A 19,664-nucleotide genomic window follows, 5' to 3' on the forward strand; every position below is an offset into this window, starting at 1 on the left:
ATGCCCGTCCCCGCGCCCACCCTGGTCGAACGTCTCGACCGCCTGCTGCCACAGACCCAATGCGGTCAATGCGGCTACGACGGCTGCCGCCCCTATGCGCAGGCCATGGCCGACGGGCTGGCCGACGTCGACCATTGCCCGCCCGGCGGCGATGCGGGCGCACGTGCCCTGGCGCAGGTGCTGGAGGTGCCGGCGCGCCCTTTCGATCGCAGCCGCGGCGCGCACAAACCACCACAGGTCGCCTGGATCGTGGAAGCCGACTGCATCGGCTGCACCAAGTGCATCCAGGCCTGTCCGGTGGATGCGATCGTCGGCGGGGCCAAGCACATGCACACGGTGATCGCGCCGCTGTGCACCGGCTGCGAGCTCTGCCTGCCGGCGTGCCCGGTGGATTGCATCGCGTTGCGCGCCGTCGACTAGGCAAAGCGAGCGCTAGCCGGTGCGTTGCACGACCGGCAGTGGATGTTGCATCGGCCACCTGTGGCCCTGCGATCGCCGCGCAGGCGCACAACCGATGACAACCGTGGCAAGGGTTTGCCAGGCACTTCGACGCACTTGGCAACGGTAAATCGGCCTGTCGGCACGGCCAGCGGCGCCTCGCCCGCGCAACGCACCGGAACCACGCCACCGCCAAGGCAACCAGCCACGGCGGCCGCGCCCCACAGTCGGTCAGGAACGTCCTGACGCCGCCGGCGCATCCATGCTGCGGCTGTGCCCGTATGCATAGGCACTCCCATCGAGGAATCGGCCGATGCGCCCATTCGCTGCTGTCGTTGCTGCGCTGGCACTCCGCTGCCGGCCGATTCCGCCGTTGCTGCTGCTGGTGCTGGGCAGCGCGCCGCTCAGCGCAGTGGCGGTCACGCGGGTGGACGGCGATGTCTTCGATGCCGACAAGGGCGCGCTGCGCTACCGCGAGTCGCATTGGCTGCTCGACGATGGCGGGCGGCTGGTGCTGTACCGCTGCCCGAACGGGCAAGCGTTCGCACGCAAGCAGGTCGATGGCGGCGGCACCTCGCCCGATTTCAGCCTGATCGACGGTCGCGACGGCTACCGCGAAGGCGTACGCAGGCGCAATGGCGTGCGCGAGATGTTCCAGCAGCCGCCCGGCAAGCCGGAGCGCAGCACGGCGTTACCGGCCGGCGAAGACGAGCGCGTGATCGATGCCGGTTTCGATGCCTATCTGCGCAATCACTGGGATGCACTGGCCAGCGCCTCGCAACGCGTGGACTTCGTCTTGCCCAGCCTGCAGCGGCAGCTGGCGTTCCGGGTCGAACGCGTCGACGACAGCGCCGGCCAGCGTCGCTTCCGCATTTCGCTCGACGCCTGGTATGGCGCGGCAGTGCCCTCGCTGGAGGTGCGTTACGCGATCGCCAGCAAACGTCTGCTCGAATTCCGCGGCGTGGGCAATCTGCGCGACGCACAGGGGCGCTACCCGCGCGTGCGCATCGTGTTTCCGGACACCGCTGCGCGTGCCGCCAGTGCGGACGATCTGCGCCAGGCACGCGAGCAGCCGCTGACCCGCAGCTGCACCGCGTCATGAACCAGGCCCGCGCCATCTTCACGTTCGACCACGCGCCGTTGCGTACAACGGCCCGGGCACCCACTCCCTGTACAGGAACACGTCCATGGCAAAGGCTTATCTCTGGCTCAACGCAGTGCTCTACGTCGTCCTGGCGATCTGGTGCACGCTGTCGCCGGCCAAGACCGCAAACGCGGTGGGCTATACCCAGCTCTCGCCGGCCGGGCAATCGGAGTATCTGGTCATCTATGGCGGGCTGCAGTTGGGCATGGCGTTCTTGTTCGGCTACTTCGCCTGGATCAATCAACCGCGCACCGGCTTGCTGGTCGCACTGGCGTTCTACATACCCATCGTGTTGTTCCGCAGCGTCTCGCTGTCGCGGCTGTGGCCGGTGTCCGCGCCAACCGTCGCACTCGCCGGTGTCGAGATCCTGCTGCTGCTCGCCGCCGTGCTGTTGTGGCTGCGCAAGTGACAGACAGCGCCTGCGCAGTCCGGTAGCATCGCCCCCACCTTACCCAACGCCCGACCGCATGAGTGCCATTCCTGGCCACGACGACGATGAAACCGGACGCCTGCTGACCGCAACTGCGGGCGGCGACCGGCATGCCTTCGAAGCGCTGTACCGGCAGACCTCGCCCAAGCTGTTCGGGGTGTGCCTGCGCATGATCCCGCAACGTGCCGAGGCCGAAGAGGTGCTGCAGGACGTGTTCACGTTGATCTGGCACAAGGCAGGGCAGTTCGATCCTGCGCGCGCGCGCGGGCTGACCTGGCTGGCGATGATCGCGCGTAACAAGGCGATCGATCATCTGCGTGCCAATGCGCCGCAGCGCCGCAACGTCGCGCTGGACGATGCCGGCGAACTGCGCGATGGCGATGCGTCGCCGCTGGAGCGCACCGAGCGCGCCAACACGCGTCGCCGCATCGACCATTGCCTGGCCGAACTCGAACCGCCGCGCAGCGAACTGATTCGCACCGCGTTCTTCGAAGGCATCACCTACGAGGAACTTGCCGCGCGTACCGACACACCGATCGGCACGGTCAAAAGCTGGATCCGCCGCAGCCTGGCCAAACTCAAGGCATGTCTGGAACGATGAGCACGCCCTTTCCCATCGACCAGGAACCGCCGCGCGAAGTGTTGGCCGGCGAGTACGTGCTTGGCCTGCTGAGCGCAGAAGAACGCCTGGCAGCAGAACAACGCATCGCCACCGACGCCCAGTTCGCGCAGGCGGTCCTGCAGTGGCAGGATCTGCTGGCCCCGCTGCTGGAAGACATCGCTGCCGTGACCCCGCCCGATCAAGTATGGGCGCAGGTGCGGCAGGCGCTGGGCTTCGACACGCCGCTACGTGCGGTGACATCGGCCGCGCCGGCAGCCACGACCGGCACCCCGGCCACGCCCTTGTGGAACAACGTGCGCGTGTGGCGCTGGGCCAGCGCCGGCGGCCTGGCGACCGCTGCAGTATGCGTGCTCGCCTTGTTGAACCTGCGCACGCCGCCGGCACCGGTACCGCCTGTGGGCGATACGCCGGTGGTACAGACGCCGGTCACCCCGCCTGCGGCCACCACACCGCCGGAGACCGGCATTGCGATGACCTCGACGCTGGCGACCGAAGACGGGCGTCCGGGCTATGTGGCGCTGATGGATGCCGACAAGCACACCATCACGGTGACGCCGCTGGATCGCACCGCCACCGCCGACAAGGTGCCAGAGCTGTGGCTGATCACGCCGGACGGCAAGGCGCATTCGATGGGGACCTTCGACGATCAGCGCGCGCGGCGCGCACAGATTCCCGACCAGCTGATGCCCATGCTCAGCAACGAGGCGATTCTGGCGGTGACGCTGGAACCGCCGGGCGGTGCGCCGGGTGGCGTGGCCACCGGCACGGTGGTCGCCAAGGGCGGCATCAGTACGCTGGCGATGGCGCCCTGATCGGATGCACGGGCCGTTGCTGCGCCGCCGGACGGGGCGCAGCAACGGCGCGATGGAGTCATCTCGCTCACTGCCATTGCGTGCCTTTCGTACCGGGATGAGCACGCCTGCGCGGCACGACCGCTGCACGCGCGACCGCGCTGTCCGCGCCGGCCACTTCACAACCCACCTCATCTGCGTCAGTGATACTGAGCGCACAGATCGATGTGCGCGCTTGCGTCATCGGGGTGCGCAAACGCGTCAATCCCGCCCTTGCATGCGACGATCAAGCGGGCTGGTGCATCTGTTTGCCGGCAGCTTGCGTACAGGGTTTCGATAACTACGGAGAACCACGCGTGCCGAGCACTGGACTCGACCCCCACGTCGCATCGCCTCAGCCCCCGCCCAAGCATCGCGGCTGGGTGGCATCGCGCATCGGCAGCCTGCGTCGCTGGGTGGATTCGCAAGCCGACGAGCCATTGGACGAGGTACGCGCCGATCGCATCGACTGGCTGCGCGCCCTGCCCTTCATCGCGCTGCATGTGGCCTGCCTGGCGGTGTTCTGGGTCGGCGCGTCGTGGTTTGCCGCCGGCATTGCACTGGCGCTGTACGCGCTGCGCATGTTTGCGCTCACCGGCTTCTATCACCGTTACTTTTCCCATCGCGCCTTCAAGACCTCGCGCGCCTTGCAGTTCGTATTCGCCGCCATCGGCGCCACGTGCGTGCAGCGCGGGCCGCTGTGGTGGGCGGCGCATCACCGCAACCACCATCGGCATACCGACACCGGCCGCGACCCGCATTCGCCGGCTCAGCACGGGTTCTGGTGGAGCCACACCGGTTGGTTCCTCACTCCGCGCAACTTCCGCACCGACTGGGAGGTGATCCCGGACCTGCGCCGCTTCGGCGAGCTGCGTTTCATCGACCGCTTCGACATCGTGATGCCGGTGCTGCTGGCGCTCGGCCTGTATCTGCTTGGCGACTGGCTGGCCGAGGCTGCGCCCGCGCTGCATACCAACGGCCCGCAGCTGCTGGTGTGGGGATTTGTGCTGTCCACGGTGGCGCTGTTCCATGCCACCTTCACCATCAATTCGCTGGCGCACCGCTTCGGTAGCCGGCGGTTTGAAACGCGCGACGACAGCCGCAACAACTGGCTGCTGGCGCTGATCACCTTCGGCGAAGGCTGGCACAACAACCATCACTTCTTCCCCGGCTCGGCGCGGCAAGGCATGCGCTGGTGGGAGTACGACGTCACCTGGTACGGCCTCAAGGCGATGTCCTGGGTCGGCCTGGTATGGGATCTCAAGCCGATGCCGGCAATGCTCACGCGCCGCGCGCAACGGGTGGCGCGATGAGCGAGGGCAGGATTGCCGTGGTCGGCAGCGGAATCGCCGGCCTGGGCGCGGCGTGGCTGTTGTCGCGTCGCTACGAAGTCACCTTGTTCGAGGCGGCCGATTATCTCGGCGGTCACACCCACACCCACGACATCCACCTGGACGGCCAGCGCTACGCGGTGGACAGCGGCTTCATCGTGTTCAACCCGCAGCACTACCCGCTGCTCACCCGCATGTTCGCCGAGCTGGACGTGGCCTCGCAGCCGACCACGATGAGTTTTTCGGTGCACGATGCCGGCAGCGGGCTGGAGTACAACGCCGGCAGCCTGGATGGATTGTTTTGCCAGCGTCGCAATCTGCTCAGCCCGCGCTTCTGGGGCATGCTGGCGGACCTGCGGCGCTTCTATCGGCAGGCGCCGGCGGTGCTGCACAGCGAGGAGCGCTTCAGCACGCTGGGCGCGTATCTGCAACGGCATGGTTATTCGGCCGCGTTTCGCGACCAGCATCTGGTGCCGATGGCATCGGCGCTGTGGTCCTCGCCGTCGCAGACCATCCTTGAATTTCCGATGGGCCAGCTGATCGGCTTCATGGCCAACCATCACATGCTGCAGATCAGCGGCCGGCCGCAGTGGCAGGTGGTGCGTGGCGGGTCCAACAGCTATGTGCGTGCGCTGCGGCGGCGTTGGCAGGTGCTGGAGCGGTTGTCCACGCCGGTGCACGCGATCCGGCGCACCCCCGACGGCATCATGCTCGGCTCGTTGCGCGGCGAGGAATACTTCGACGAGGTGGTGCTGGCCTGCCATGCCGACGATGCACTGGCCTTGCTCAGCGATGCCACCGAGTCCGAACGGCAGATCCTGGGCGGCATTACCTACCAGGACAACGACACCGTGCTGCATACCGATGCCCGCGTATTGCCGCGCGACAAGCGCGCGTGGGCGGCATGGAACGCGCACGTGCCGGCCGACCCGCAGGCGCCATGCACGGTGAGTTACTGGATGAATGCGCTGCAGTCGATCGACGCGCCGCAGCCCTTCATCGTCAGCCTCAACCGCGACCACGACATCGACCCGGCCAAGGTGCTGCGCCGCATGCGCTATCGCCACCCGGTGCAGAACGCGGCCGCGCTGGCGGCGCAGGACCGCAAGGCAGAGATCCAGGGCAGGCACCACACCTGGTTTGCAGGCGCGGCATGGGGCTTCGGCTTCCACGAAGACGGCCTGCGCAGCGGTGTGGATGTGGCCCATGGCCTGGGAGTGACCTGGTAATGCAACTGCTGCGCGAAGCCAGCACCGACGCGGTGCCGCTGCCTCCCGGCGAGGACAGCGGTGCGGGCAGCGTGGCGGGCGGCTTGCGCAGCGCGATCTATACCGGATGGGTGCGGCATCGCCGCTTCGCGCCCAAACCGCTGGATTTCCGTTACCGCCTGTTCCTGATGTACCTGGACCTGTCCGAACTGGATCAGGTGTTCGCCCATCGCTGGCTGTGGTCGGTAGGCCGCGCCAATCTGGCGCAGTTCCGCCGCAGCGATTACCTGGGCGATCCCAACGTTCCGCTGGACCAGGCCGTGCGCGATTGCGTGCAGACACAGACCGGCGAGCGCCCGGAAGGCGCCATTCGGCTGCTGACGCATCTGCGCTACTTCGGCCACGTGTTCAATCCGGTGAGCTTTTATTACTGCTTCGACCGGCATGACGGTTTGCGCTGGATCGTGGCGGAAATCACCAACACGCCCTGGCAGCAACGTCACACCTATGTGCTGCCGGTGGCGCAGGCCCGCACGCATCGCGATGTGCATGCATGGCGCTTCGACAAACGCTTCCACGTCTCGCCGTTCATGGGCATGCAGCACCGCTACGACTGGCGCTTCAGCGTGCCGGATGCGCAGCTGCGCGTGCATATGGACGTGCTGGACGCCAACGACGACGCTGCCGGCGCAGTCGACAACAGCGGCACCCGACGCTTCGATGCCACGCTGGTCCTGCAGCGCCAGCCGCTGACCGCGCGTACGCTGGCGCGCACCTTGCTCGCCTACCCCTTGATGACCGTGCAGGTGGTGCTCGCCATCCATTGGCAGGCCCTGCGCCTGTGGCTGCGCGGCAACCCTGTCCACGACCACCCCCATCCGCCTGTGCGAGAGTCCCGATGAACGCCACGTCCCTGCCCGACACCGCTGCGCCGCGCGCGGCTTCCTGGACGGACCGCCTGCTGCGCAAGCGCCTGCTGGCCACACTCGGCGACCTGCGCGACGGGCAGCTGCAGCTGCGCGAAGCCGACACGGTCACCACGCTGGGTAACGCCAGCGGTGCGCACGCGTTGCAGATGCAGTTGCGCGTGATCGACCCGGATTTCTATCGACAGGCCGCACTCAACGGCAGCGTCGGCGCGGGCGAGTCGTACATGGACGGGCAATGGCAGTGCGACGATCTGGTCGGGCTGATGCGCCTGCTGTTGCGCAATCGCGACCGGCTGGATGCGATGGAGACCGGGACCGCGCGCCTGGGTGGTTGGGCGATGCGCAGCCTGCATGCGTTCGCGCGCAATACCCGCAGCGGCAGCCGGCGCAACATCGCCGCGCACTACGACCTGGGCAATCCGCTGTTCAAGCTGTTTCTGGATCGGAACCTGATGTACTCGTCGGCGATCTTCGTCGATGGCGAAGAAGCCCAGGGCGAAGCGGCGCTGGAACGTGCGGCCACGCGCAAGCTCGAACGCATCTGCCAGAAGTTGCGGCTGGGCCCGCAGCACCATGTCGTCGAGATCGGCACCGGCTGGGGCGGGTTTGCACTGCATGCTGCGCGCGAACACGGCTGCCGCGTCACCACCACCACCATTTCGCGCGAGCAGTTCGATCTGGCGACGCAGCGCATCGCCGAAGCCGGCTTGAGCGACCGGGTCAGCGTGTTGTTGAGCGACTACCGCGACCTGCAGGGCCGCTTCGATCGCGTGGTATCGATCGAGATGATCGAGGCGATCGGCCACCAGTATCTGGATACCTACTTCGCCAAGGTCGGCAGCCTGCTCGGCGACGATGGCGAGGCGCTGATCCAGGCCATCACCATCGAGGATCACCGCTACAAGCAGGCCCTGCATTCGGTGGACTTCATCAAGCGGCATATCTTTCCCGGCAGCTTCATTCCGTCGGTGGCCGCGATGACCGGGGCGGTGGCGCGCGCCAGCGACCTGCGCCTGTTCCATCTCGAAGATATCGGCCCCAGCTATGCGCTGACGCTGCGCGCCTGGCGGCAACGCTTCATGGCGCAGTTGCCGCAGGTGCGCGCGCTCGGCTACGACGAACGCTTCATCCGCATGTGGGAGTTCTATCTGGCGTATTGCGAAGCCGGCTTTCTCGAACGCTCGATCGGCGACGTGCACCTGTGGCTGAGCAAGCCCGGCGCGCGTCCGCCGCAGTTCGTCCCCGGTGTTGCGTGAGACATGAAGCAGCTCGGCAACTATCTCGGCTTGCAGGTGCTGTGGGTGGTGGCGGTGGCCGCTGCCGCGCACGGGCGCGTCTGGCCAACGCTGCTGGTAGTGACGCTGTTTGCGCTGTACCAGCTGTGGCCGTCGCGACGCGCGACCGGCGATGCGCCATTGCTGATCGCCGCATTGGCGCTGGGCCTGCTGCTGGACACCACGCTGGCGGCAGGGGGCTGGGTGCGTTACGCCGCGCCCTGGCCCGGCAGCGTGCTGGCGCCGGCGTGGATTCTGGCGCTGTGGCTGGGTTTTGCGCTCACGCTCAATCATTCGCTGCGCAGCGTGATGCAACGTCCGTGGCTGGCGGTCGTGCTGGGCGCCATCTTCGGCCCGTTTTCGTACTGGCTGGCGCAGCGCAGCTGGCATGCAGTGGAACTGTTGCCACCGCTGCTGCATGCGGTGCTCGCAGTCGGCATCGGCTGGGGCGTGGCCTGTGGCGTGTTGTCGCTGTATGCACGGCGTCTGGCGCGACCATTGCCGCACCATAAGACCGGAGAACTGCAATGACTGTGTGGCCGCTGCTGCATGTGGGGCTGTTTGCGAGCGTGGTGATGGTGATCGGCTGGCTGTGGCAACGCCGCAGCGGCAATGCCGGCCCGGTCGACGTGTTGTGGGCCGCATGCCTGGCGGTTGCTGCGCCGTATTGCGCGTGGATGTCCGACGGTGCGCTGCTGCCGCGCGTGTTGGTGGCGGTACTTGGCGGTGTGTGGGGCGCGCGTCTGGCCTGGCATCTGGGCGTACGCGTGTTCGGCGACCCGCACGAAGACGGCCGTTATCGCGCCCTGCGCGAACATTGGAACGGTGACCAGCGCAAGTTTCTCGGCTTCTTCCTGGCCCAGGCGGTGGTGGTGGTGCTGTTTGCGGTGCCGTTCCTGGCTGCAGCCAGTAACCCGAACCCGGCAGGGAGCGTGTGGAGCACGTTGGCGGTCGTGGTGTGGCTGGTTGCCGTCGGCGGCGAAGCACTGGCCGACCGCCAGCTGTCTGCGCACAAGGCCGACCCGGCCAATCGCGGCAAGACCTGTCGCAAGGGGCTGTGGCGGTATTCGCGCCACCCCAATTATTTCTTCGAGTTCGTGCACTGGTTCGCCTATCTGGCCCTGGCGGTCGGCGCCGGGCCCTGGCCGGTGGCGCTGTGCGCACTCGGGCCGGTGGTGATGTTCGTGTTTCTGTATCGCTTCACCGGCATTCCCTACACCGAGCAGCAGGCCCTGCGCTCGCGTGGCGAGGACTACGCGCACTACCAGCGCACCACCAGTGCGTTTTTCCCGCTTCCCCCTTCGTCCTGAGTTGCCTGGAGAGTTGCATGTCCACCGTCACCGCCCCGCCCTCCTCGCTGCCCGAAGAAGCCTTTGCCACCCGTTTGGCAGAATCCGGCGTGCTGCCCGACGCCGCGTTGCGTTACGGCATCCGGCGTCTGTGCGCGCAGCGCCTGCGCGATGAGCGCGGCGGCGATGCCGATGCCAACGGGGAGCGGCAGCGCGCCTTCATCGACAGCCTGCGCGCCAGCGCGATCGCGATCGAAACCGATGCCGCCAATCGCCAGCACTATGAATTGCCGCCGCAGTTCTTCACCCTGTGCCTGGGCAAGCGGTTGAAATACAGCAGCTGCTACTGGGACGCGAGCACACCGGACCTGGACGCGGCCGAAGAACGCATGCTGGCGCTGTACGGGCAGCGCGCAGAGCTGGCCGATGGTCAACGCATCCTGGAATTGGGCTGTGGCTGGGGCTCGCTGACCTTGTGGATGGCCGAACGCTACCCCAACGCCACCATTACCGCGGTGTCCAACTCACGCCCGCAGCGCGCGCACATCCTGGAGCAGTGCCGCATCCGCGGCCTGGGCAACGTGCAGGTCATCACCGCCGACGTCAACGCGCTGGCGCTGCCGCCGGGCAATTTCGACCGCGTGGTGTCGGTGGAAATGTTCGAACACATGCGCAACTACCGCGATCTGCTTGCACGTGTGGGCAGCTGGCTGGCGCCCGGCGGCAAGCTGTTCGTGCACATCTTCTGCCATCGCGATCTGGCCTATCCGTTCGAGGTGGCCGGCGAGGACAACTGGATGGGGCGGCATTTCTTCACCGGCGGGCTGATGCCGGCGGCCGACACCCTGCTGCATTTCCAGCAGGACGTGGTGATCGAACAGCGCTGGGTCCTGTCGGGCGAGCACTACGAAAAAACCGCCAATGCCTGGCTGGAAAACCAGGACCGCCACCGCGCGCAGATCATGCCGTTGTTGAAGCAGACCTATGGCGACGATGCACAGCGCTGGTGGCAGCGTTGGCGCATGTTCTGGCTGGCCTGCGCAGAGCTGTTTGGCTACGACCACGGCCGCGAATGGGGCGTGGCGCACTACCGCTTCGTCAAACGCTGAAGGGCACGGTGCCTCCAACGCCTGGATGGCGATGACGGACCAGCAGGCACCGCTGCCGTGCATCGAGGTAAACAAACCATCGCGGCGGTTGGCGACGCAGAGAATGCGCGACAGACGCAGTTGCGCATCGTGCGGCAGCCTGCGCGTTGCAGGCGACCTGACGCATAGCGCGCTTGGACCTCAGATGGTGAAGCGCGCCAAGCACCAGGCAGCTGAGCCGATGCCATGCATCGGCATCCATGCACCGCGCTGACGCGCGCACAGTGCGTGGGGATGACACACCGGTCGCAGACACCGCCACGCACCCTGGCGGATGCGCAGCCGTATCGACAGGCGCATGCAGCGCCCGATCAGCCCGCCGCGGCGGTGATCACGATCTCCACCTTCCATTCCGGCCGCGCCAGCTTGGCTTCGACCGTGGCGCGCGCAGGCGTGAAGCCGTGCGGCACCCATTCGTCCCAGGCGGCGTTCATGCCGTCGAAGTCGGCGATATCGGCCAGATAGATTTCGGCGCGCAGGATCTTGGTCTTGTCGCTGGCCGCCTGCGCCAGCAGCTTGTCGATCTCGGCCAGCACCTGACGGGTCTGCCCGGTGATGTCTTCGCTGGTGTCATCGGCAATCTGGCCGGCCAGGTAGCACACGCCGCCATGGACGGTCATCTCGGACATACGCGGACCCGCATCGAATCGCTGCAGCATTTCAGACTTCCTACGGTTGATTGACCCGCCCATTGTCACGCGAATGCGCGGTGCGTGCAGCCCCACCGCTTACGGTACGCGTCAGCCACAGCCCCACCCGCACCATCCAGGCCACGATCAGCACGATGGCGATCTTCTGGCTGATCCCCGGCGGCGCGCTGGTGACCGTGACATGGAACAGCAGGACCGCGAACGCCGCCCAACCGAGCACGCATGCACCGACGCACTGTGCGCGCCAGGCGCGATCGCGGCCGAAGTACCACGACTGCAGCAACACCGCTGCGATCACGCACAGAAACGTGGCGTCGGCCGACACCACATGCACCAGTTTTGCCGCGTCCGGCGCCAGCTCCGGCATCCAGCTGTCGCCGATCGCCACCGCGCACAAGCCCAGCGCTGCCAGCCAGAACAATCCCAACACCGTGCGGCTGCGTGCCGCCGGCGCCAGCGCCGCATACAGGCCCGCCGCCAGCCACGCCATCGCTGCGGCCAACAGGCAGTACGCCGTGCGCAGCAGCAGCCCGTAGGCGCCGTGCAGATAGGCGCTGAGTTGCGCATCGATCCACCACAGATCGCCGCGTAGCCACTGCAGCACGAGGACCAGCCCGATGAAGGCCAGGCCTGCGGCAGCGGCCAGCGCCCCGGCATGCCCGCTCCAGCGTGGCGCCGATCCCGTGGCGGCCTGCGCAACATGCGCGCGAGAGTCGGTCGTACGCATCATCAGCCTGTCTGCCTTCCAACGATAACGCCGTTCATCCATCCCCCTGCGGCACGCACCTGCGCCTTTGCCCTATGATGCGCGCGGCCGTCCCGGGCCGACAGGTGTCGGCTCCCACGAACCCTGCGTTCACCTCGTTTCGGCACTTCGCGATCACGCTGCATGCTTCTTCAACCCGCTTGGCACATGCAGATCTTTGCGCACGCGGCACGTATCGTGCATGCGTCCTCTTTCCCTCTTATGCAGATCCCGTTGCCCTCATGACGGATACCCCCGCGTCTTCCGAAGCGCCTGCCAGCGGTTGGCGTCGCGCCCTGCCGGTCATCATCAGCCTGGCGATCCTGGCCATGGCGCTGCACGCGCTCTCGGCGCAGTTCACCGACCATGGCTACCGCCAGATCCGCCAGGCGTTCCGGGCATTGGGCGCAGGACAGATCGCCCTGACCCTGCTGCTCGGGTTGAGCAGCTACGCCTGCCTGGTGGGCTTCGACTGGGTGGGGCTCAAGCGCACCGGCAAGCGGCTGCATCCGGCCCGGGTCGGCATCACCGCCTTCATGGCGCATGCGGTCGGCCAGACGCTGGGCTTTGCCGCGCTCACCGGTGGCGCCGTCCGCCTGCGCGGTTATGGCAGCGTCGGGCTGACCCTGGCCGAGATCGGCCAGGTGGTGCTGATGAGCACGCTGGGCTTCATCTTCGGCGCCTGGGTGCTGCTCGGGCTTGCGCTGATGCTGGAACCGGAAGCGGCTGCGCGTGCCCTGCCGATCACCGCAGAAGGCATCCGCATCGCCGGCATCGCCTTGCTGGCCGGCTATGTGGCGATGTTGGTGCTGGTGGGCAAGCAAGGCCGCGAGTTCGGGATCCGCAGCCATCGCTTCTGGCTGCCCGACCGCACCACCGTGCTCGGCGTCACCGCTCTCAGCGTGGTCGAGCTGGGCCTGGCCGCGGCAGCGTTCTACGTGCTGTTGCCGCCGGACCCGGGCACCGGTTACTTCGGCTTTATCGGCATCTGGCTGGTGGCGGTGGTGGCCGGCCTGATCTCCACCGTGCCGGCCGGGCTGGGCGTGTTCGAGTGGAGCCTGCTCAAGCTGCTGCCGCATGTGACGCCGGCCGCCGTGCTGGCCGCGGCGCTGGCGTATCGCGTCACCTACTACATCGTGCCGTTGCTGATTTCGGTGGCCATGGCGGCGGCCTCCGGGCTGGGGGCGCCGGTCCGCGCCAGCGCCAGCACCGCACGCACGGTGTGGAAGACGCTGCGTCCGTGGCTGCCGCAGATCCTGGCCCTGGCGGTCTTCGCCGTGGGCGCGGGCCTGATGATCGACGGCACCCTGCCGACGCCGCGTGCGCGCCAGGAAGTGGCGCCGCTGCCACTGATCGAAACCTCGCATCTGCTGGTCAGCCTGGGCGGCATGCTGCTGCTGTTGATCGGCCAGGGCCTGCAGCGCCGCAGCCATGCGGCCTGGATGCTGGCGCTGGGCGTCTGCGTGCTGCTGCCACCGCTGTCGCTGCTGCGCGGCAGCCATATCTCGGTGTCGTTGTCCGCAGCGCTGGCAGCGGTGGCGTTGTGGGCCGCGCGGCGCGAGTTCTACCGCCAGGGCGCCTTGCTGGACGAAGCCTGGTCCTGGCGCTGGCTGAGCAATCTGGGCCTGGTGCTGGTCGCCACCTTCTGGCTGTTGTTCTTCGTCTACAGCCATGTCGAATACAGCAACGACCTGTGGTGGCAATTCGCCACCTCGGCCAATGCACCGCGCGCGTTGCGCGCCGCGCTGATCCTGTGCGTGGGCGTGATCATGTTCGGCATGGCGCGGCTGCTGCGCGGCGGGCGCCGACCGATGCCGGCCGCCGATGCGCAAACCCTGCAGACGCTGGCGCCGATCCTGGAAATCAGTACCGACACCCAGGCCTGCCTGGCGTTGACCGGCGACAAGGCGTTCCTGCTCGACGAGCAGCGCCGCGGGTTTGTGATGATGCAGCGCTACGGTGGCTCGCTGATTTCGATGGGCGACCCGGTCGGGCCGCCGGAGGTGGCCCGCGCGCTGATCTGGCGTTTCCGCGAGGAGGCCGACCACATGGGCCTGCGCCCGGTGTTCTACCAGGTCGGCGAAAAATACTGGCAGACCTACCTGGATATGGGCCTGACCCTGGTCAAGCTGGGCGAAGAAGCGATCGTGCCGTTGGAGGGCTTCACCCTGGAAGGCCGCGACCGCGCCGATCTGCGTCAGGCCTGGAACCGCGGCAAGCGTGGCGGCCTGACCTTCCGCATGTTGCAGCCAGAGCAGGTGGACGCCGTGCTGCCGCGCCTGGCCGAGGTATCGGAACAGTGGCTGGAAGAAAAATCCGGCGAAGAAAAAGGGTTCTCGCTCGGCAGCTTCGATGCGGAGTATCTGCGCCGTTTCCCGGTGGCGGTGGCCGAGGCCGAAGGGCAGATCGTGGCCTTCGCCAATGTGTGGTGGGCACCGGCCGGCGGCGAGCTGTCGGTGGACCTGATGCGACATAGCACCGAGGCGCCGAAGGGCACGATGGATTTCCTGTTCATCGAGCTGTTCCTGTGGGGCCAGGCCAATGGCTACACGCGCTTCTCGCTGGGCATGGCGCCGTTGTCGGGGCTGGCCGAACACCGCCTGGCCGGCCGCTGGAATCGCTTCGCCAGCCTGGTCGCACGGCATGGCGAGCGCTTCTACGGTTTCAGCGGGCTACGCCGGTTCAAGTCGAAGTTCGCCCCGACCTGGCGCCCGCGCTATCTGGTCGCGCCCGGCGGCATGCATCTGCCGGCGGCGCTGCTGGATGTGACCCGGCTGATCTCGGTGGACCCCGGGCGGCAGGAGTAACGCCGCGCGATCCCTGTGTCGATGTCGGCGTCGATGTCGGTGTCGGTGCCTGACTGAGTGCAAGGAGTCCGCTTGCAGGATCCACGGACGCTGCACCTGCTGACGCATTCTGCTTACCGATCAGCGGCCGCACACCGTGGAAGCGCGGTGCCGCGTCCGGTGCCGGGACCGTGTGGCGGCATGGATGCCGCCACCGAGCCTCCAGGGACGGATTGACGGCGTGTCCCGACACCGAATGCGGCGCCGCGCTGCCGACCGACTGCGCACACTGACCAACCACGCACATGAGATCTGCCGGTGCTCCGTGGAAACCCCGGTCTGCGGCGGGCGCCTGCAGCCTAACGGCGTGGGACACGCCACACGGACGCCCGTATAGGCTCCGGCGCGGCATCCATGCCGCTCGAGCTCCCACACCGGCACACGCGCAGGCACCACCGGTTGCATGTGGCGGCCAAACTCAAAAGCGCCGATGTGGTTGCCGACCCTGCGTCGGCCGAGAGCCGGCGACGCAGGGTCACGTGCCCCGCTCGCTTAGGGTGTGGGCATCCCGTGCATCTGCTCCATGATCACCTTGGACAGGGTCGCGTAATCGCCCTTGAAGTGGTGATCGCCCGGCAGCGTCACGCGCTTGGCGGCCTGCGCCGGCAGGCTCGGGCACAACGCATCGCCATCGTCCTGGCCGTAGATGCACACCGTGGTGCCGGCCGGCAGACGCTGCACTTCCGGCGCGATCGGCAGGCCTTCGTCATCCGAGCCCAGCCAGTTGCTGACATGGAATTCGTAATCGGCCAGCTTGCCGACCGACAGCAGCGCGGTCATGCGGATGTTCTGCTTGGTCTGCTCCGGCAGCTTGTTGATCGCCGCCGGCAACACATCGGCGCCTTGCGAGAAGCCGATCAGCACCACGCGCTTGCGCTGCCAGCGCTGCGCATACACGCGCGCAATGCGGTCCAGATCGTTGGCAAAGCCCTGCGGCGTGCGCTCGGTCCAGAAATAGCGCAGCGAATCCAGCCCGACCACCGGGATGCCCTGCGCGGCGAGCGCGTCGGCCACTTCTTCGTCCAGCCCGGCCCAACCGCCATCGCCGGACACGAAGATCACGAAGGTGTCGTCGTCGCTGTCGCCGTCCGGCTTGGCCGGCAGTTCGACCACCGGCAGGTCGGTCAGGCCGCCCGGCGGAGGCGGCAAGACCACGCCCTTCTGCTCGCCCAGCGAACGGGCTGCGGCACGCAGGCCGGGCAGGATGTCGCCCTGCGCAGACCGCTTGAAGCCGCGGGCCTGCGGAACCTGCTTGAGGAAGCCGTCCTCGGCTGCTGCAGGACACCGTTTGTCCTGGCTGCCGGCCAGCACCCAGGGAATCTGCAGCGTCGCCGGAACCAGGCGATTGCTGCCCGGATGCACACCCGGCTGGCAGATCGCCTGATCGGACACCGTGGCCGGGCACAGGCCATCGGTGAGCACGCCGGCCAGCACATGCGGCTTGGCCTGCGCGCCGATGGCATATGCCAGCGCCGCACCTTCGCCATCGCCCACAAGCAAGGGCAGCCGGTAGGTGGGGATGTGATAGAAGGCCTGCAGGTAGCGCGAGAAGTTCTCCACATCGCCCACCGAAAACGCGCATGTGCCGCCGGCCTTGCGCAGGACCGCGTACAGATGCGCGGTATCCACCACCGCCACCATTGCGCCATCGTCGCGCAAGGCTTGCGCCTGGGCCTGGCGCTTGCCGGCATTGCCTGCGCCCGCCAGCCAGATCACCACGCGCTGCGGCTCGCCCTTGGGCATCAACACCGGGATCTGTTCGAAACGCCCGTGGCTGATCGGTTCCGGAGCCTGGGCGGCGGCCATTCCCGACAGCGTCAGCATCGCCGCGCCGCAGAGCGCGCTCCATCGTTCAAGTCGTCGCATGTCGCACCATCGGGAAAAGTGATCCAAAGATAATCGTTCCGGCACTCGCCGCGAAGCGCGGCGCTTCGCTCACCGCGGCTGCGCCAGCTGACGGGCTTCCCAGGCGGCCAGGGCCTGGCGATAACGCGTCAGTTCTTCGGCGTACAGGTCGTGCACGCACAGCGGGCAGCCGCTTTCGCAGCACTCGTTGGGCGCGGGTGCCTGCGGCGGTTGCGGGCGGGGATCGGAGACGGATGTGGCGCTGTCGTGCATGTGGCCATTGTAGCGTCGTGCGCATCCGCCGCTGCCGGGTCACGCGCCGCGCGGTGGCAGCGGCGGCTCAGCGACCCAACCGGCGACGCAGGTTGTCACGCGCGGACGTATCGACGCGCGCGTGGAAATAGTCGCTGAGAAAGATGCGCGGGCGCTTCAGCAGCCCGGCCAGGAAGCGGCGGCGATTGAGCCGGAACAGCAATGCGGGCACATGGCCCCGGTATTCCTCGGCGATCGCACGGTCGTAAGCATCGAAGACGGCGGCGGGCGCGGCCAGGATCGCCATGTCGCAATCCAGGAACAGCGCGGCTTCCTCGTCCACATCCTGCGGTTGCAGTTGCCCATGGCGCGCGGTGAGCAGGATCAGCGCCTGCACGCGCTGCAGATCCACCTCGGCCTGCGGCCACCAGCGCGGGATGCAGTCCATCGCCCACTTCGCAGATTCGGCTTCGTTGTCGCTGCGCCCGGGCTGGTAGATCGCATCGTGGAACAGGACCGCCAGCCAGACCTCCACCGGCCGTTGCCAACCCGGCCCGGCAGCGACCTCGGCGTAGTGCTGCAGCAGCGCACGCACGTGACCGAAGTGATGGTAGGCGCGCGGCGGCGTGGCATAGGCCTGTTCCAACGCGGCCAGATGGTCGGCATGCAACGGCAGGGGGGGGATGGCATCCATGCGCGCAGGCTACCGCGTGCGTGCGCGTCTGCACACAACCTGACCGATCAACGCTAATTGCAGCTCAACGCAGCGACCAGCGGCCTTCGATCTGGTAACGCGACTGGCCAAGGAAGCTGCGCACCAGCGCAAAGTCGCGCACCGTCCAGGCAAGCGTGTCGCAACGGCGTTGCGGCAAGCTCTGGTTGCAATACAGCAACGTCATATGCGGCGTGTACTGCGCATCGCCGGCAATCCCCACGTGCGCCAGCTGACGGCCAAGCGCCCCTTGCAACGCATACAGCCCGCGCACGCGCTCTTCGCCGCGCAGTACGCACGGCAGTTGCGAGCGCCGTCCACCGAACGTCCCGACGCGATCGAACTCCACCTCGAAGGCGTCCATCGCCACCCGCTCGGCGGCCTGGCTTGCACGGCTCACCAACGAGGGCGGCAGCCCGCCGGCGTAATCGCCCAGGTGATGCAAGGTCACATGCAGCCGCTCGCGTCCCAGTGGCTTGCCATCCACCTGCCCGCTCTGCAGCAGCCCATTGGCGATGCCTGCCGCACGCTCGGCAGTGGTCGCATCGGCCATCACCGCAAAGAACAGTCGCTCGGTGGTCTTTTCTTCCCCCAGGCCCAGCGACAACTGAGCCTCGGCCGATGACAGATAGAGAAACTGCTGCTTCATGGGGTGATTCCACGACCGCCTGCGCGGGCCTGGCTGAAGAAGGGCGGCGGATACTAGCAGACCTGACGCACGGGCGAATACGCCGCGTCATCCATCGCCAGCGTGGAACAAGCCAACGCCGTGGAACGGCAACGGCGACATGGCGACTGCGCACCACATGAGTGACAGCATGCCGCAAACACGAAAAGAAACGGGCAGCTCGCGCTACCCGTTTCCCGCCTGTATCGATTTACTCCGAGAGCTGCATCGGTGCAGATGCGCGTCGGTCTTGCTAACGCGTTATGCGGCGTTCTTCATCGCATGCTTGCGATTGCGCATCACGTCGTGACATGCACGCACTTCCGGCAACAGACGCAGTGCGGCGTCGCGTGCAGCAGCCGGCGTGTCGGCGTCGGCAATGGTCTCATCGAACGCCTTCAGCAGGCGGTCTTCGGATTCTTCCAGCTCGGCCACGTAGCCGTACTTGGTGTCGCCCAGCGTCGCGCGCACCTTGCCGTAGAACTGCTGCATGCTGCCGACCATGGTGCCGTGCTTTTCCGGCGTCCCACCGGCCGAAGCGACCACGCTGCTCAGGCTGCTCACGATGTCGGTCTTGACGCCGGCAATGCGGCGGAACAGCGTCGCCAGCTCTGCGTCGCCAACCTTGGCCGCGGCTTCGTCGTAGAAGTCCTTGCCGTCGCGGGAAATGGCGATGAGGTCGTTGAGGCTATGCTCGGTCTTGCTCTGAATGCTCATGTGTCGCTCCTTGCTGGATGCGCCGACGCTGCGGAGGTGCAAGCCGTCGGCTTTCGGGGAGTAGCGCAATCGATGCGTTGATTGCGATGCCGTAACGTTGTGTACGGCTGCATCCTGGCGGCGCGACCATAATCGGCATGTGAGCGATGCGCGGCTCGTCCTCACGCCATCGTGCGGCCGATGAACTGCGATTCATCGATGGCAACGACGCATCAAGACTCCTTCGGCTGCCGACTCGCCCACATATTGTCGACCAGATTCGGATACGGCCGCCCGGCCTCTGCTGCGCGCTGTTTCGCGGCGGCTTTCTGCGCCTCGGTCAACGGTGTGGATGCGGTCTTCCGCTTGGGAGTGGGCCGCTTCCACGGCGGTGGAGTGAATTCGCTCATGACACTGTTCGGTCCGCTTGCGATGAGCCTGCAGTCTCGACGCATCGCTGTGAGTTGATCGTGGATGCGACGCGCGCATGCCGCGTCCACATCGACGCGACAGCGAACGCAAGCGCGGCCGCGCGCTGGTCAGCCCGCCATGCCGTCACTCAGCATCGCAGGCTTCACGGATGCAAGGCGCAGGACCAACGTCAACAG

General features: G+C 67.2%; 21 protein-coding genes. 13 read left to right on the forward strand and 8 right to left on the reverse strand.

Features of this window, described 5'->3' with window-relative positions:
- The 12 genes from rnfB (at position 1) to Y887_RS03750 (ending at position 10,604) form a co-directional block, all read left to right on the forward strand.
- Positions 1–420 carry an Rnf electron transport complex subunit RnfB gene (rnfB, locus tag Y887_RS03695; RefSeq protein WP_052764931.1) on the forward strand — a complete coding sequence of 140 codons (420 nt, stop codon included), beginning with the start codon at positions 1–3 and terminating at the stop codon, positions 418–420.
- A gap of 331 nt (positions 421–751) precedes the next feature.
- Positions 752–1,540 (forward strand): hypothetical protein, encoded by a 789-nt coding sequence (locus tag Y887_RS03700; RefSeq protein ID WP_046963066.1) that lies wholly within the window; start codon positions 752–754, stop codon positions 1,538–1,540.
- 85 nt (positions 1,541–1,625) lie between these two features.
- On the forward strand, positions 1,626–1,991 hold the full coding sequence (locus tag Y887_RS03705) for a membrane protein (RefSeq protein ID WP_046963067.1): 366 nt from the start codon (positions 1,626–1,628) through the stop codon (positions 1,989–1,991).
- A gap of 58 nt (positions 1,992–2,049) precedes the next feature.
- Complete coding sequence (locus Y887_RS03710) at positions 2,050–2,613, forward strand: sigma-70 family RNA polymerase sigma factor (protein ID WP_046963068.1); 564 nt, start codon at positions 2,050–2,052, stop codon at positions 2,611–2,613.
- Positions 2,610–3,446 carry an anti-sigma factor gene (locus tag Y887_RS03715; protein WP_046963069.1) on the forward strand — a complete coding sequence of 279 codons (837 nt, stop codon included), beginning with the start codon at positions 2,610–2,612 and terminating at the stop codon, positions 3,444–3,446. The genes Y887_RS03710 and Y887_RS03715 overlap by 4 nt, the downstream gene beginning before the upstream one ends.
- A gap of 335 nt (positions 3,447–3,781) precedes the next feature.
- Complete coding sequence (locus Y887_RS03720) at positions 3,782–4,777, forward strand: acyl-CoA desaturase (protein WP_046963070.1); 996 nt, start codon at positions 3,782–3,784, stop codon at positions 4,775–4,777.
- Positions 4,774–6,024, forward strand: coding sequence for an NAD(P)/FAD-dependent oxidoreductase (locus tag Y887_RS03725; RefSeq protein ID WP_046963071.1), 1,251 nt, complete (start codon positions 4,774–4,776; stop codon positions 6,022–6,024). The genes Y887_RS03720 and Y887_RS03725 overlap by 4 nt, the downstream gene beginning before the upstream one ends.
- Positions 6,024–6,905, forward strand: a complete 882-nt coding sequence (locus tag Y887_RS03730) for a DUF1365 domain-containing protein (protein WP_046963072.1) — start codon at positions 6,024–6,026, stop codon at positions 6,903–6,905. The genes Y887_RS03725 and Y887_RS03730 overlap by 1 nt, the downstream gene beginning before the upstream one ends.
- Complete coding sequence (locus tag Y887_RS03735; protein ID WP_046963073.1) at positions 6,902–8,188, forward strand: SAM-dependent methyltransferase; 1,287 nt, start codon at positions 6,902–6,904, stop codon at positions 8,186–8,188. The genes Y887_RS03730 and Y887_RS03735 overlap by 4 nt, the downstream gene beginning before the upstream one ends.
- Positions 8,189–8,191: 3 nt before the next feature.
- A complete protein-coding gene (locus tag Y887_RS03740; RefSeq protein WP_046963074.1) occupies positions 8,192–8,737 on the forward strand; it encodes a DUF2878 domain-containing protein in 546 nt (181 codons plus the stop codon).
- Complete coding sequence (locus Y887_RS03745) at positions 8,734–9,516, forward strand: DUF1295 domain-containing protein (protein ID WP_046963075.1); 783 nt, start codon at positions 8,734–8,736, stop codon at positions 9,514–9,516. Before Y887_RS03740 ends, Y887_RS03745 begins: the two co-directional genes overlap by 4 nt.
- 17 nt (positions 9,517–9,533) lie before the next feature.
- Positions 9,534–10,604: an SAM-dependent methyltransferase gene (locus tag Y887_RS03750; RefSeq protein WP_046963076.1), complete on the forward strand. Its 1,071-nt coding sequence runs from the start codon at positions 9,534–9,536 to the stop codon at positions 10,602–10,604.
- A gap of 350 nt (positions 10,605–10,954) precedes the next feature.
- On the opposite strand, the gene Y887_RS03755 is transcribed toward Y887_RS03750, so the two are convergent.
- Positions 10,955–11,302, reverse strand: coding sequence for a RidA family protein (locus Y887_RS03755; RefSeq protein ID WP_046963077.1), 348 nt, complete (start codon positions 11,300–11,302; stop codon positions 10,955–10,957).
- Between the two features lie 10 nt (positions 11,303–11,312).
- Positions 11,313–12,020 carry a DUF998 domain-containing protein gene (locus Y887_RS03760; RefSeq protein ID WP_046963098.1) on the reverse strand — a complete coding sequence of 236 codons (708 nt, stop codon included), beginning with the start codon at positions 12,018–12,020 and terminating at the stop codon, positions 11,313–11,315.
- A 260-nt stretch (positions 12,021–12,280) separates the two neighbouring features.
- Here Y887_RS03760 and mprF point away from each other — a divergent pair, with 260 nt between their 5' ends.
- A complete protein-coding gene (mprF, locus tag Y887_RS03765) occupies positions 12,281–14,845 on the forward strand; it encodes a bifunctional lysylphosphatidylglycerol flippase/synthetase MprF (protein WP_046963078.1) in 2,565 nt (854 codons plus the stop codon).
- Positions 14,846–15,376: 531 nt separating this feature from the next.
- On the opposite strand, the gene Y887_RS03770 is transcribed toward mprF, so the two are convergent.
- The 6 genes from Y887_RS03770 to Y887_RS20925 form a co-directional block, all read right to left on the reverse strand.
- Positions 15,377–16,750, reverse strand: coding sequence for a virulence factor (locus Y887_RS03770; protein WP_046963079.1), 1,374 nt, complete (start codon positions 16,748–16,750; stop codon positions 15,377–15,379).
- Positions 16,751–16,819: 69 nt separating this feature from the next.
- Positions 16,820–17,002, reverse strand: a complete 183-nt coding sequence (locus Y887_RS03775; protein WP_046963080.1) for an oxidoreductase-like domain-containing protein — start codon at positions 17,000–17,002, stop codon at positions 16,820–16,822.
- A gap of 67 nt (positions 17,003–17,069) precedes the next feature.
- On the reverse strand, positions 17,070–17,675 hold the full coding sequence (locus Y887_RS03780) for an HD domain-containing protein (protein WP_046963081.1): 606 nt from the start codon (positions 17,673–17,675) through the stop codon (positions 17,070–17,072).
- 64 nt (positions 17,676–17,739) lie between these two features.
- Complete coding sequence (locus tag Y887_RS03785) at positions 17,740–18,342, reverse strand: 2'-5' RNA ligase family protein (RefSeq protein WP_046963082.1); 603 nt, start codon at positions 18,340–18,342, stop codon at positions 17,740–17,742.
- 279 nt (positions 18,343–18,621) lie between these two features.
- A complete protein-coding gene (locus tag Y887_RS03790) occupies positions 18,622–19,077 on the reverse strand; it encodes a PA2169 family four-helix-bundle protein (protein ID WP_046963083.1) in 456 nt (151 codons plus the stop codon).
- 212 nt (positions 19,078–19,289) lie between these two features.
- Positions 19,290–19,466 (reverse strand): hypothetical protein, encoded by a 177-nt coding sequence (locus Y887_RS20925; RefSeq protein ID WP_104611509.1) that lies wholly within the window; start codon positions 19,464–19,466, stop codon positions 19,290–19,292.
- Between the last annotated feature and the right edge of the window lie 198 nt (positions 19,467–19,664).

The sequence above is a fragment of the Xanthomonas pisi DSM 18956 genome, from assembly GCF_001010415.1.
In the GTDB taxonomy this organism is placed as follows: domain Bacteria; phylum Pseudomonadota; class Gammaproteobacteria; order Xanthomonadales; family Xanthomonadaceae; genus Xanthomonas; species Xanthomonas pisi.